A 13,978-nucleotide genomic window follows, 5' to 3' on the forward strand; every position below is an offset into this window, starting at 1 on the left:
GTGTTAGTTTTGTTTTCTGTAGATGCCGACTATCCTGCAGTTGAAGTATCCGGCTTTTTCGAAGTTTGCATCAACGCGAGCTTTCACTTCGTTCTTTGCGCGCTCTTGCCTGAACTTGTCGACTTCCATTTTGCATCGTTGCAGGGAGATAGCTTTTGCTTCCGACAAATCGCTATAGCCCCAACTAACATTCCAATTGGCCGCCGGGGTGGCGGAAACAACAATGTAGTCTTCCGGGCTGATTTCCCGTTTTGCTTCTACGATGGCTCTTTCCATACTTTGCAGCAATGCGCCCTTGGGTGCGGGGGTGATGGGTTCGAGAGCCGCGTACAAGACGCACTTGCGCCCAGTTGTTACGTCACATCCGGTTTTTGCCAGCTGCTTTGCCTCTTCGTGCGTGAGCATGCCCGAATGCCATCCCCAACCAGCGCCATTTGGCCTGACATACATTGCCCCAAATGCGCCCGGCTCGACCCGGAATTCCTCAAAGGCTTCCTTGACCTCCGGAGTGAGTTGGATATCGGAATGGACCACCAATTTCGGATCTCCGATGAAGGAGATTTGCGAAACATCAGAAACCGAGATCGCACTGCCGGTAGACTGCGTGCAGGCCGCGGTCACGCAAAGCAACGCCGCAGACACAATTGCTTTTGTAACGGTCAAACCAAAACGCTCCCTTTGGTGTCGATCACACCTTGTGTCTCGGCTTCGCCCAGCAGCATCTCGTTATGGGCCTTGCCCGAGGGGATCATCGGGAAGCAGTTCTCGTGCTTTTCCACCAGACAGTCGAAGATCACCGGGCCGTCATAGTTGATCATCTCCATGATCGCGTCATCCAGATCCTTGGGATCGGAACAGAGGATGCCCTTCGCGCCAAAGGCTTCGGCGAGCTTAACAAAATCGGGCAGCGCCTCGGACCAGCTATGCGAGTACCGCTCGCCATGCAGCAATTCCTGCCACTGGCGCACCATGCCCAGACGCTCGTTGTTCAGAATGAACTGTTTCACCGGCAGGCGGTACTGCACGGCGGTGCCCATCTCCTGCATGTTCATCAGCCAGGACGCTTCGCCCGCCACGTTGATCACCAGCGCCTCCGGGTGCGCCATCTGCACCCCGACCGAGGCCGGGAAGCCATAGCCCATCGTGCCCAGCCCGCCCGAGGTCATCCAGCGGTTGGGGTCTTCAAAGCCCAGGAATTGCGCTGCCCACATCTGGTGCTGGCCCACTTCGGTACAGATGTAACGGTCGTGATCCTTCGTCAGCGCCTCAAGCCGTTCCAGCGCGTATTGCGGTTTGATCGAGGTCTCGCTGTTCGTATAGGCAAGGCAATTGACCGCGCGCCAGTCGCTGATCTGCTTTTGCCACTGCGCCACATCGGCCTTGGCGGTCTTGCGCCCACGCGATTTCCAGACCTTCAGGATGTCTTCAAGCACATGGCCCACATCACCCACGATCGGGATATCGACCCGGATCACCTTGTTGATCGAGCTGGGGTCGATATCGATATGCGCCTTTTTCGAGTTCGGGCTGAATGCGTCGATGCGTCCTGTAATCCGGTCGTCGAACCGCGCGCCGATATTGATCATCAGATCGCAGTCATGCATCGCCATATTGGCCTCATAAAGACCATGCATACCCAGCATCCCGATCCAGTTCTCACCTGAGGCCGGATAGGCGCCCAGACCCATCAGGGTCGAGGTGATCGGGAAGCCGGTGGCATCGACCAGTTCGCGCAGCAACTGACTGGCGGCCTTGCCGGAATTGATCACACCGCCGCCGGTGTAGAAGACCGGTTTCTTGGCGGTCTCGATGGCGGCGACCAGTTCGGTGATCTCCTCCATGTCGCCCTTCACTGCGGGCTGGTAATGCGAATCCGTCGGGCGCGGGCCGGTATATTCGCCACTGGCGAATTGCACATCCTTGGGAATGTCGATCAGCACCGGGCCGGGGCGACCGGCGGTGGCGACGTGGAACGCCTCATGAATGGTTTTTGACAATGCGTCCGTGTCCTTGACCAGCCAGTTATGCTTGGTGCAGGGGCGGGTGATGCCGACGGTGTCGGCCTCCTGGAACGCGTCCGAGCCGATCATGAAGGTGGGCACCTGGCCGGTCAGAACCACGATCGGGATCGAATCCATCAGCGCATCGGTCAAACCCGTGACCGCATTGGTCGCCCCGGGGCCGGAGGTCACCAGCGCCACGCCCGGTTTGCCGGTGGCGCGCGCATAACCTTCGGCGGCGTGCACCGCGCCCTGTTCGTGGCGGACCAGAATGTGGCGAATGTCGTTCTGCAGAAAGATCTCGTCATAGATCGGCAGCACGGCGCCACCGGGATATCCGAATACCGTGTCCACGCCCTGATCCTTGAGGGCCTGAACCACCATCTTTGCGCCGGTCATCTCACGTGTCATCTGCTTTGCTCCATTGGCGACATCCGTGTCAGCATAAAAAAAGCCCCCGAAGGTTTCGGAGGCGCATGGGGTCGATTATGGTCTACCGTTACCGGCCCATGCGCGTGTGTCCTACGATGACTACTAGGGTCGTCATGATCCCGAGGCTCCTTTAACTGCGACCGGACATTATGTGCGCTTCTGCGGGGCGTCAACAGGCAATCAAATGAAAAACATACGCTGCATCGTGGATTTTTGACATTTTGTTGCGTGGATTGCGCCGTCACGGACATTTCGCGCAATCCGGGCCGTTTGACGGTGTTGTGGAGATATGAGTTTCGCAGGCCGCCGCCAAGTCACTCTCCGAAACTCGTCAACGCGAGTCGAGTCGCGATGGGCCGGATCAACGGATACCCGATTGCAGGAACCGGAAGTCAACGCTGGCAAAACGCGTGGCCCTTGGGCTAGTCTTTTTACGATCGGGCTCTGATCGGGCTTCACCCATATAGGCGATACAAGGAAATGAAATCGATGCGCTCCAAAACCATTCTGACATCAGCCGTCTGCGCCGCAGTTGCGTGTTCCACTCTGACCGCGAGCCCGGTTCAGGCCAAGGATCCCGGCGCGCTTATCGCAGGTGTTGCGCTTGGCGTTTTGGGGGCGTCGATCGCGCATCACCACCACAAGCACGGGGCACCGTATCAGAAGCACCCCGGCGTTTCCCCGGAAGAGAATGCCATCGGTCTGTGCATGCACCGCACCAAAACCGCGATGTCCAATCAGGGCTATTACGCGGTGGATTTCGAACAGACCCTGTCTTACGAGACAAATGCGGACGGGATCGACCTGATCGATCTGGAGGTGGCCCGGTCCAAGGACAGCAACGATCAGCGCAGCACCATCAAGGCCCATTGCGCGATCCAGAACGACGCCGTGGTGAATTTCCGGTATTCGAGCTATTAAACCAAATATTTTCAATAGGTTGTCGCCGGTTTGGATCCCGGCATCACATAAATTCATTGGGACCGGGACCGAGGTTCGGCTAGCGTCTTTGTGCGCCGTGCATTGGCGGGCCGTGGCGCGGCGACCCGACATCGGTATCGGGCAGTTTATGCCGACCAATGCACAGAACGTTGATGTTGCGTGAGCGGTCAGCCAAATCGCCGTGCCAGGGGGCGGCCCGGCGATGCACGGCGGCCTTCGGCCTTGATTCCGCGCATTCCCGTCTACGGATTGAACAATAAGTCCCGGTTCTAGTCGATTGAGTTGCCTTGAAATAGGGAGAAACCCTGGTCAGCGGCATGAGAGGTAAAGCGAACACTGCCTCCGGCGCAAAGATGGCCTCAAAACCTCCCGCCCGTCCCCTGCAAAACCCCATGTTCCAGCGCGTAGCGGGTCAGGCCTGCAGTCGATGAAATCCCCAGCTTGCGCTTGATGTTCTTGCGGTGGGTTTCGACCGTGCGGACCGAGATATCGAGCGCGATGGCGACTTCCTTGTTGGACTTGCCCTGCGCCAATTGCAGCAGGATCGTCTGTTCGCGCCCCGTGAGTGCCTCGCGGGTCTCACCATCCTTGGGCTCCAGCGAGCCGCTGGCGCCGGTGCAGAGATAGCGCTCGCCGCGCATCACCGCGTCGATGGCCTGCTTGATCTCGTCCGTGGGCACGTCTTTCAGCACATACCCCATTGCGCCGTGGCTGAGCGCCGAGGAGATGTATTCGGAACTGTCATGCATCGACAGGATCAGGATGCGCATGCCGGGTGCGCGCTCCAGCAGGATCTCGGTGGCGCTCAGCCCGCCGACGCCGGGCATGTTCAGATCCATCAGGATCACATCCGGTTGCAGCGCCAGCGCCTGATCCACCGCTTCCTGACCGTTGTTCAACGTGCCGACCACGGCGATATCGTCATAGCTTTCCAGAATGGACTGGATGCCTTCGGCAACCATCGGGTGATCGTCAACGATCAGGACGCGGATGGGCGTATCGCTCATGTATTTACACTTCTTCGCTTCGGTGCGCCTTCTTCTTCGGGCGGCAGCAGGTGGCTCAGCGGCAGATCGATCTCGATCACGGTGCCGCTGCCTGGGCCGCGTGATGACAGGATGCGCAAGGTGCCGTCAAGCTGTTCGATCCGTTCCTGCATGTTGCGCAGGCCCAGCCCGGCACCCGGGCTGGCGGTATCGGCGGGCAGGCCCTTGCCGTTATCCGTGATCCGCATGGTGGCCCCTTTCTTGTGGCCGCGCAGATCGATGCTGACCTTGGTGGCATCCGCGTGACGCTCGATATTGGTCAGCGCCTCCTGCGCAATCCGGTAGAGCGCAATCTTGCTGTCCTGATCCAGCCGGTTGCGGAAGACCACGGTTGAAAACCCGGTCTCGATCCCGGTGCGTTCGCTGAAATCATCCGTCAGCGCCTTGAGCGCCGGGCCAAGGCCCAGATCATCCAGCACGCCGGGGCGCAGGTCGCGGCTGATCCGGCGCACTTCGGTGATCGCAGTGCCCAGATTGTCGAGGCCCTTTTCCAGCGGGGTCGCCGCGCCGTCGCTATCGCCGCGCATCAGCCGCCGCCTTGCATTGTCCAGCGCATAGCGCACGCCGACAAGAATCTGGCTGATCCCGTCGTGCAACTCGCGCGCCACGCGACCGCGCTCTTCCTCCTGCGCGTCAAAGACCCGCTGGGTCAGCTCCTTGAGCTTGGCATCCGCCAGCCTGCGCTCGCGGATGTTGATGACCATGCCGCTGAGGAACACCACAAGCAGCGCGATCAGGGCGATGCCGCCAATATAGTAGAAGGTCCATCGGGCACGGTTCTCGACCTGGGCGCGGGCGGCGGCGACCGAGGCCAGAACATCGTCGATGAACACGCCGGTGCCCACGGCCCAGCGCCAGCTGGGAAACGAGGTGACATAGGTGATCATGCGCGCCTCCTCGCCGGTCGAGGGTTTGGGCCACAGATAGGTGTGATAACCCGCGCCCTGCCGGGCGATGCGGATCAACTCGTCCACCACGGGCGTGTCTTCGCTGTCGGACAGGCCGATCCAGTTGCGGTTGATCATGTCGGTCTGGCGCGGGCTGACCAGGTTGTTGCCGTCATAGTCATAGACAAAGAAGAACCCCTCATCGCCATAGATCATGGCCGACAGGATTTGCGCGACCTGATCCTTGGCGACCTGATCGTCGGGCGCGGCCGAGCCGTAGATGAAGTAGAACCCGTTGCGCGCCTGGGTGACGTAGTTGCGCAGTTCGGCCTTCTTGGCCTCGATCAGCTGATGTTCCAGCTGCGCGATTTCGCGTTCGGCCAGCCTGCGCGACTGATAGGACACCAGAAGCGCGATCGCCGCCACTGCCGCGATCAGCGGCAGCGTTGCCAGCAGAGACAGTTTCTGGGCATAGTTGGGACGAAAGAGCGCGCGCAGCCATTGCATGACCGAATCGATAGGCAAGAATCAGCCCGGATGCAAAGGCCATGATTCGCGCATCACCCGGATGCCGACGGGCCTCTGGCATCGCAAGCCCCTGATTGCCTGCCATCACCGCGGGATTTTTGGCGGCAATACCGGCTATCTACGCAGTCATGGGTATTTCCTTGCCTCACGTCTTGGTTACTGTGGCGCCACTGAAACATTCTGCCCGCGCGGGCAGACAAAAACTCGTTTGGGAGGAATAACGTAATGGATCGCCGTTCATTTCTGAAGGCATCGACCGCTGGTGGCGCTGCTGCCGCTGCCACGTCGCTGGCCGCACCAGCCTATGCACAGGGCAAGCGCACACTGACCATGGTCACTTCGTGGCCGCGTGGCTTTGCCGTGCTGGACGATGCTGCCAGCTATATGGAAAAGACCGTATCCGAGCTGTCGGATGGCCAGTTGACCATTGAAAAGAAAGCACCGGGCGAACTGGTGGGCGCGTTGGAAGTGTTTGACGCGGTGTCTTCGGGTCAGGCCGACATGTACCACTCGGCGGATTACTATTTCGTCGGTCAGCATCCGGGCTATGCCTATTTCACCTCGGTTCCCTTCGGCGGTACCGCGCAGGAGGTCACCAACTGGTACCTGCATGGCGGCGGTCAGGAGCTGCATGACGAACTGGGGTCGATCTTTAACCTCAAGGGCCTGATCGCGGGCAACTCGGGGTCGCAATCGGGTGGCTGGTTCCGCAAGGAGATCAACAGCGTCGACGATTTTAAGGGTCTGAAATTCCGGATGCCGGGCCTGGGTGGCCAGGTGCTGACCAAGCTGGGCGCATCGGTGCAGAACATCCCCGGCGGCGAGCTGTATCAGGCGCTGTCCTCGGGTGCGCTGGATGGTCTGGAATGGGTTGGCCCGCTGGCCGATGAACGCGCCGGTTTCCAAGAGGTTGCCAAGGTCTATTACACCGCCGGTTTCCATGAGCCGGGCTCGGCGCTTGCCGCGTCGGTCAATCTGGATGTCTGGAACGACCTGACCGATCAGCAGCGTTCGATCCTGACACAATCGTCTTATGCCACGACCTACTGGCAGCTGGCGCAGACGCTGGCCGGTAACGGTGCGGCGCTGTCGCGCCTGCAGGCGCAGGGCGTCAAAACGCTGCAATTCCCCGATGATGTCTGGGACGGCTTCGGTTCGGCCTCCAAAGAGGTGCTGGACGAGTACATGGATGACGAGTTGTTCGCGAAAATCCGGTCCAGCTATGAAACCTCGATGGCTGAATCCTCGGGCTGGCTCAGCAAGTCCGACGCCTTTTATGTCGAACAGCGCGTGCGCGTTCTGGGCGGCTGAGTCGCAGCCACATTCGGGAAAAGCCCCGCAGGACGGGGCTTTTCCTTTTGATCCAACGACGTTGCCGGGGCAAGCTATCCGGCAACGGACGTATCGGGGGACAACATGCAGGACGTCAAATCCGCAAGTCTCGGGTCGGCATTTTCCGCAATCGGAAACGGTGTGCTCTGGGTGCTGCAAAACCTGGCCGAGGCCTTTTACAACATAGGTTATGCAATCACGCACCCGATGCTCTGGCTGAACTGGTCGGACAAAGAGGCGGTGATGCGCTTTGTCTACTACGGCGGCTCGGTCGAGTTCTTCTTTGCCGTCACCGCGCTGGTTCTGGTGATGACTGCGATCGGCATCTGGCACCGTCCCTTCATGTGGGGTTGCGTGCGGGTGATGGAAGGCTTTGCCAACACGGTGGGGCGCTTCTTTGCCTGGGCCGGGTTGCTGATGGTGTTGCAGCAGATCATCATCGTATTCATGCAGCGGATTTTCACCCGCCCGGATATCATTGTGGGTTTCGGTATTCCGATGCAGTTTGACATCAGTTGGTATGCCGAACAGCTGAAACTCTACAACGCGCTGATTGTGGCGCTCTGCGTGACCTACACCTTTGTGCAGGGCGGGCATGTGCGGGTCGATCTGATCTATTCGGCGGTCCGCTTCCGCACCAAGAAGGTGATCGACATGTTCGGATCGCTGTTCTTCATGGTGCCGATGGCGGTGCTGACCTGGATGTATGGCTGGTACTTCCTGTGGCGACACTTGATCGTGCCGAAACCCTCGGCCAGCGACACGCTGGAGCGCTTGCTGGCGAAGTCGCGCGCGCTGCGTTGGAACGTCGAGACCATCGGCTTCAGCCCCAGCGGTTTCTCGGCCTATTTCCTGTTCAAGATCCTGCTGGTGGCCTTTGCCGGGCTGGTCTTTATCCAGGCCGTCGCTTTCTTCTACCGCTCCTGGCTGGAATTCGTCGAAGGGCAGGACAGCGAGAACAAATACCTCGACAAGGATACCCTTGGTGAGGGCGAAGAAGCCTTTGAAGGCGTCCATTAAGAGTGAGAATCTGAACCATGCTATTCGGTCTTGATGGCGTCGAAATCGGCCTGATCATCGTGTTTTTCTGCCTCTTTGGCAGTATCCTGTCGGGCTTTCCGGTGGCTTTTGCCATCGGCGGGGCCGGTATCATCTCGTTCGGGATCATCGCCGCGCTGGACAGTGCCGGGTTGCTGATCCATCAGGCGATCGACACCTCGTCGGTGCTATATCGCGACCTGATCAGTTCCGGGGTGCATCCCGATACTGTGTCGGTCTTCCGGTTTCCGGACCTACCTCGCATTGACGAACCGGTCTTTGTGAATGGCTGGGAAACCGCGCTGGACCGCAACGTGTCCTTTATCGTCAACCGCATCAACGAGCGTGTGCTGGCCGGGCAATCCATCGAGACCCTGCTGGCGGTGCTGATGTTCGTGCTGATGGGCATCACGCTGGAACGCTCGAAGATCGCCAATGATCTGCTGACCACCATGGCGCGGGTCTTTGGCCCGCTGCCCGGCGGTCTGGCCGTGTCGATTGTGGTCGTGGGTGCCTTTCTGGCCGCCTCGACCGGCATTGTCGGCGCGACCGTGGTGACCATGGGTCTGCTGGCGCTGCCGACCATGCTGCGAAACAACTATTCGCCGGAACTTGCGACCGGCGTGATCGCGGCCTCGGGCACGTTGGGGCAGATCATCCCGCCCTCAATTGTGATCGTTCTGCTGGGCACGCTTGCGGGCGACCTCTATTCCGCCGCGCAGGAAAGCCGTGCGGTGGCGGCGGGCTGCACCGATGCGCTGACCTATCTTGGCGAGCCTGCGGTGGTTTCGGTCGGCACGCTGTTCCAGGCGGCCTTGCTGCCGGGCATCATGCTGGCGCTGCTCTATGCGCTCTATGCGTTTGGCTATGCCATGCTGAACCCCGACAAGGCGCCGGCGGTACCGATGGGGGATGCCGGCAACGAGCCGATCACCCGGGGCGAGGGGCTGACCTGGTTCCTGGGCGCGCCCCTGGCGCTGATTGCCGGTGTGATCCTGCTGTCCAGCGCGGGTATCATCGGATCGCAGAGCACGACGGTCTCGGCTTTCTCGGATATCGGCGAGGGCGCCAGCCTGCGCACCAATGTCTCGGAGCAATGCCAGGCCTCGATGATCGAATTGCATGGGCAGCAGGCCTGGGACACGGCGGTGGCCGAACAGACCGCCATCAACGAAGCCGGCGGTGTCGCCGAAAGCCAGCGTTTGAGCGAAGAAGAGTTCGCGGCAGCCCAACAGGCCAAGATCGACGCGGCGGCACCGATCGGAAGCGGCATGGCGGTCATCATCGTGCTGCTGGGCCTGACCCTGATGCTGGGCCGGGGCGTCGCACCCTCGCGCGATGTCAGACCGCTGATCGCCGGAGCCATCGGGGTGCTGCTGATCGTTCTGGTGGATGTGCTGTTCATTACGCCGGTCACCTCTGCGGGGGCGACGGTGTTGATCATGGCCGTGCCGCTGCTGGTGGCGCTTTATGGCTGTCGCGCGGCTGCGATCCGTGCGGCGCGCAACGAGCTGATCCGGGTGGTCTTCCCGCCGCTGGTTCTGATCGTAGCGGTGCTGGGGTCCATTCTGGGCGGCATCACCAACCCGACACCTGCCGCGGCGCTGGGGGCGGGCGGGGCCATCATGCTGGCGGCTTATCGCAGGCTGCAGGATGAGGGCCGGTCAGGCATGGTGATCATCTGGTCGACCTTCGCCATCATCATTTGCGTTCTGATCGGCGTGAATTTCGACCTGCGCATCAACCAGAGCAGCGTCAGCGTCGAAAGCTGGATCGCGTTCTTCCTGGCCTATGCCGCCTATCTCTATGCTCTGTTCGGGCTGCTTTTCGGGTGCTGGGTGCTGTTTGCGGGCGGCGTTCTGACCCCGGTGGTGCGCGAGACGGCCAAGGTCACCTCGATGGTGTTCACCATCCTGATCGGCTCGCAGCTACTGAACCTGGTGGTGATCTCCTTTGGCGGAGAGCACTATATCCAGCAATTCCTCAAGAGCTTTGACAATGAATTCACGGTCTTCCTGATCGTGATGCTGGTGCTCTTCGTGCTGGGTTTCGTGCTGGATTTCCTTGAGATCATCTACATCGTGATCCCCATCGTGGGGCCGGTGATCTATGGCGGGTCGTTTGACCCGAAATGGGTGACGATCATGGTGGCGGTGAACCTGCAGACCTCGTTCCTGACGCCGCCCTTCGGCTTTGCGCTGTTCTACCTGCGTGGGGTGGCGCCAAAAGAGGTGACGACGGGCCATATCTATCGCGGGATCATCCCCTTCGTGATCATCCAGGTGGTAGGGATCGCGATCCTGTGGTTCTTCCCGGCCATCGTGACGATCGTGCCGGATCTGATCCCGAACTGATCCGCTTGCCGGAGACGCAAAAGGAGGCCGTAACCGGCCTCCTTTTTTTGATCAGGCGGTGCCTTGTTTATGCGTGATGCTCTCAAAGGCGCGCTCTGCGTCGGGATCGATTTCCAGTCCCGAAGGGTCGAACGTGCCCGCATGAGGGTCGTTGAACACGGCGCGGTCCAGCTTGCCGACCCGCTGCCCGACGATCGTGGTCACAACCGCGTCGCCGGTGATGTTCACAACGGTGCGCATCATGTCGACGATCCGGTCCACGGCAAGGATGATGGCGATCCCTTCCAGCGGCATGCCGAGCTGGTTCAGAACCATGGCCAGCATCACGATGCCCACACCCGGAACCCCGGCGGTGCCGATCGAGGCCAGAACCGAGATCGAGATCACGGTCATATAGCCGCCCAGCCCCAGATCCATGCCATAGGCATTGGCCAGGAACACCGTTGCAACGCCGTGCATGATCGCGGTGCCGTCCATGTTGATCGTTGCCCCCAGCGGGATGCCGAAGGACGCCACCGAGCGATCCACGCCGATCCGCTGCGTCACACATTGCATGCTGGCAGGGATCGTGGCGTTCGAGCTTGACGTCGAGAAGGCAAAGACCTGTGCCGAGCGCATTTTCTTCAGGAACGCCAGCGGGCTGAGCCCGGTGCAGACATAAAGCAGGACCATCAGCGTGACGCCGAAATGGAAGACCAGCGTCAGGCTGATGGTGGTGAGATAGCCGATCACGGGCGCGAACAGGCTGAACCCTTCCAGCGCAAAGGTTCTGGCGATCAGGCAGAACACGCCGATCGGGGCGAAGGCCATCACGATCTGGACGATTTTCATCGCCAGTTCATTCATGAATTCGCAGCCCTCGACAAACTTTTTGGCCTTGGTGCCGAGCATCAGAACCGCGATGCCCACAACCATCACATAGAAGATGATCTGCAGCATCTCACCATTGGCCAGCGCGTTGATCGGGTTTTTGGGAATGATGTTGGCCAGAATGTCCCAGGTGCTCAGCTGCGCGGCAACATCCACGCCGCCACCGGGCAGATGCACGCTCTCGAAACCCGTGCCCGGCCCGATGAGGCTGGCAAAGATCAGCGCTGTGGTCACAGCCAGCGCCGTGGTCGCCAGATAGGTGACAAAGGTCAGCCCGCCGACGCGACCCAGTATCTTGATGTCGCCAATGCCCACCACCCCGCAGAGCAGCGAGAACACCACCAGCGGTACAACAAGCATTTGCAGCGCGTTCAGGAACATCTGGCCGATCATGGCAAACAGCCCATTGACCAATCCGTCCTGCAGGGCAGGGATGGCGAGATAGTTCAGACCCAGTCCAAGAGCCGCGCCCAAGGCCAGCGCGATCATGATCTGTGTTGTCAGAGTGGCCGACAGCAGTCGGTGCGTAGCGTATACCATGGTCTTTACCCTCCAAAAACCGTAGCAAACCGGCGGCTGCATATAGCCGCAGTGACAGGGCCAGCGCTCGGTCTTCGAGGCTGGCGAGAAAGCTTCAGATGTGTGATAGGCGTCGCAAGAGTCTCACATACTTGGTGACGCGGCGTCACCTTTCAAGCGCCCGAAACCGGGCAACGAGCGTTTCTTCATTAAATTGCGTTAATGGGGGTGGTGGTGCCACATATCGGAATTCTGCTGCGCAGGTTAACGATATATTTTCAGTGTATTAGAGGTGCTACTTAAACTCAATTAGATCCCAGCGGTTCCCGAAGGGATCACGCCAGACCGCGACAATTCCATAGGGTTCGTGGCGCGGGTCTTCCTCGAACAGCACCCCGGCGGCGATCATCGTCGCATGGTCGCGGGCGAAGTCATCACTGCTCAGGAAAAAGCCCACGCGCCCGCCGGTCTGGTTGCCGATGGCGGCCTGCTGATCGGGCCCATCCGCCTTGGCAAGCAGCAGCGACCCGGCAGTCCCGCCCGGCGGCGTCACCCGCACCCAGCGCTTGCCGCCGCCCAGATCCACATCCTGATCGAGGGTAAAGCCCAGCGTGCCGACATAAAATGCGATTGCGCCATCATAGTCGGGCACCACAAGGGTGGTCGCAAAAAGCTGTTGGGTCATCTGGTTACTTACGGGTCGGCCAGCGGTCGGGCAGGCTGATATTGGCGACCTGCTCGGCAATCGGGTCGGTCGAGAGCGGGTGGGTATCGGCCTCATAAGTCTTGGGGTCGCGCATTTTCTGCCAGGCCCCGCGATGATAGACCTCAAGCCCGGAAAACCGCGCCTTGTAGCCCATCTTGGGGCTGCCGGGCACCCAATAGCCCAGATAGACATAAGGCAGACCCGCCTCGCGCGCGATCTTGATATGGTCGAGGATCATATAGGTGCCCAGCGAGTTCTGATGCTGGTCCGGGTCGTAGAAGGAATAGACCATACTCAGCCCATCCTCCAACACGTCGGTCAGGCTGACCGACGTCAGATCACCGCTGGTCTTGTCGACATATTCGATCACCCGGCTGCGGATCGGGGTTTCCTCGATCATCGCGGCAAATTCGAACACATCCATGTCGGCCATTCCGCCATCGGCATGGCGGGCGTCGAGATAGGTGCGGAACAGCTCATATTGTTCATCGGTGGCCCAGGGCGAGGTCGCCCGCCGCTCCAGCCTGCGGTTGCGGCGCAGGGTGCGTTTCTGCCCCTTGTTGGCCTCGAATTCGCGCACATCGATCCGGGCGGAAAGACAGGCGGCGCAATCGGAACAGGACGGCCGGTAGAGCACGTTCTGCGATCGTCGGAACCCCTGCTGCGACAGCGCGTTGTTCAGGCTGTCCGCCCCTTCGCCCTGCAGCGCGGTGAACAGCTTGCGCTCCATCCGCCCGTCGAGATACGGGCAGGGTTGCGGGGCGGTCACGTAGAACTGAGGCGCTATCGGCAGCGTATGGCGCATGAATGGTCCCTAAACAATGGCTTGTCGGGATGATAGCAACCGATTCGGGACCCGCCAAGAAGGGATTGCGCCCTCAGGCAATCGCGCGACGATTGATGGCAACCGTGCCAAGCACGGTATCGCTCAACCCTTGTCCACGTGCGCCGGTCAGCATCATGATGATCGAGATCACCTGCAGGATCGGAAACGCCATCGAGATCGTATAGCCCGCCGTATGGGCCAGCGCCTGTCCGGCGTCTAGCCGGGTGCCGTCATTGTCGCGCAGCTCAACTCCGACAAAGCGCATGCCCCAGGTGGACGAGCCCGAGGCGATGGTGGCGGTGCGGTAGATGAAGCCGATCACCAGGTAAAGCACCGGGAAAAAGAACAGCCCGATAAAGGCGGTGAAGGGAATGGCGATCAGGCTGATCAGGACGATCAGCAGGCTGTCGAACACCCAGGCAAAAAAACGCTTCGCGGGGACCGAGGCATAGAATTCGGGCTGATAGTCAGGGTTGGGCAGGTGGGTCATGGCTTACA

General features: G+C 60.3%; 12 protein-coding genes. 4 read left to right on the forward strand and 8 right to left on the reverse strand.

What is annotated here, in order from left to right:
* Window positions 1-3: 3 nt before the first annotated feature.
* Window positions 4-663 carry a hypothetical protein gene (locus tag AB1E34_RS14735; protein WP_372573101.1) on the reverse strand — a complete coding sequence of 220 codons (660 nt, stop codon included), beginning with the start codon at window positions 661-663 and terminating at the stop codon, window positions 4-6.
* A complete protein-coding gene (locus AB1E34_RS14740) occupies window positions 660-2,411 on the reverse strand; it encodes an acetolactate synthase 3 large subunit (protein ID WP_372573102.1) in 1,752 nt (583 codons plus the stop codon). The genes AB1E34_RS14735 and AB1E34_RS14740 overlap by 4 nt, the downstream gene beginning before the upstream one ends.
* Window positions 2,412-2,921: 510 nt before the next feature.
* Between AB1E34_RS14740 and AB1E34_RS14745 the strand changes: the two genes are divergently transcribed.
* Window positions 2,922-3,353 (forward strand): hypothetical protein, encoded by a 432-nt coding sequence (locus tag AB1E34_RS14745; protein ID WP_372573103.1) that lies wholly within the window; start codon window positions 2,922-2,924, stop codon window positions 3,351-3,353.
* A gap of 380 nt (window positions 3,354-3,733) precedes the next feature.
* Here the strand turns inward: AB1E34_RS14745 and AB1E34_RS14750 are convergent, their stop codons facing one another.
* Both AB1E34_RS14750 and AB1E34_RS14755 read right to left on the reverse strand, forming a co-directional pair.
* On the reverse strand, window positions 3,734-4,381 hold the full coding sequence (locus tag AB1E34_RS14750) for a response regulator transcription factor (RefSeq protein ID WP_372573104.1): 648 nt from the start codon (window positions 4,379-4,381) through the stop codon (window positions 3,734-3,736).
* Window positions 4,378-5,814 carry a cache domain-containing protein gene (locus AB1E34_RS14755; RefSeq protein WP_372573191.1) on the reverse strand — a complete coding sequence of 479 codons (1,437 nt, stop codon included), beginning with the start codon at window positions 5,812-5,814 and terminating at the stop codon, window positions 4,378-4,380. The genes AB1E34_RS14750 and AB1E34_RS14755 overlap by 4 nt, the downstream gene beginning before the upstream one ends.
* Window positions 5,815-6,060: 246 nt before the next feature.
* Here AB1E34_RS14755 and AB1E34_RS14760 point away from each other — a divergent pair, with 246 nt between their 5' ends.
* The 3 genes from AB1E34_RS14760 to AB1E34_RS14770 all read left to right on the forward strand — a co-directional run bounded on the left by AB1E34_RS14760 (window position 6,061) and on the right by AB1E34_RS14770 (window position 10,559).
* A complete protein-coding gene (locus AB1E34_RS14760) occupies window positions 6,061-7,146 on the forward strand; it encodes a TRAP transporter substrate-binding protein (protein ID WP_372573105.1) in 1,086 nt (361 codons plus the stop codon).
* A 105-nt stretch (window positions 7,147-7,251) separates the two neighbouring features.
* Window positions 7,252-8,187, forward strand: coding sequence for a TRAP transporter small permease subunit (locus AB1E34_RS14765; RefSeq protein ID WP_372573106.1), 936 nt, complete (start codon window positions 7,252-7,254; stop codon window positions 8,185-8,187).
* A 17-nt stretch (window positions 8,188-8,204) separates the two neighbouring features.
* Entirely contained in the window at window positions 8,205-10,559 is a 2,355-nt protein-coding gene (locus AB1E34_RS14770; protein WP_372573107.1) for a TRAP transporter large permease, read from the forward strand.
* Window positions 10,560-10,610: 51 nt separating this feature from the next.
* On the opposite strand, the gene AB1E34_RS14775 is transcribed toward AB1E34_RS14770, so the two are convergent.
* From AB1E34_RS14775 to AB1E34_RS14790, 4 genes are all read right to left on the reverse strand, one after another.
* Entirely contained in the window at window positions 10,611-11,969 is a 1,359-nt protein-coding gene (locus AB1E34_RS14775; protein WP_372573108.1) for a dicarboxylate/amino acid:cation symporter, read from the reverse strand.
* 274 nt (window positions 11,970-12,243) lie between these two features.
* Window positions 12,244-12,633, reverse strand: a complete 390-nt coding sequence (locus AB1E34_RS14780) for a VOC family protein (protein WP_372573109.1) — start codon at window positions 12,631-12,633, stop codon at window positions 12,244-12,246.
* A 4-nt stretch (window positions 12,634-12,637) separates the two neighbouring features.
* The gene (locus tag AB1E34_RS14785; RefSeq protein WP_372573110.1) at window positions 12,638-13,459 is read right to left on the reverse strand and encodes an arginyltransferase; all 822 of its coding nucleotides are present in this window, start codon (window positions 13,457-13,459) and stop codon (window positions 12,638-12,640) included.
* 73 nt (window positions 13,460-13,532) lie between these two features.
* Window positions 13,533-13,970 carry an RDD family protein gene (locus AB1E34_RS14790; protein ID WP_372573111.1) on the reverse strand — a complete coding sequence of 146 codons (438 nt, stop codon included), beginning with the start codon at window positions 13,968-13,970 and terminating at the stop codon, window positions 13,533-13,535.
* Window positions 13,971-13,978: the final 8 nt, after the last annotated feature.

The sequence above is a fragment of the Ruegeria jejuensis genome (assembly GCF_041537905.1).
Lineage (GTDB): Bacteria > Pseudomonadota > Alphaproteobacteria > Rhodobacterales > Rhodobacteraceae > Ruegeria_C.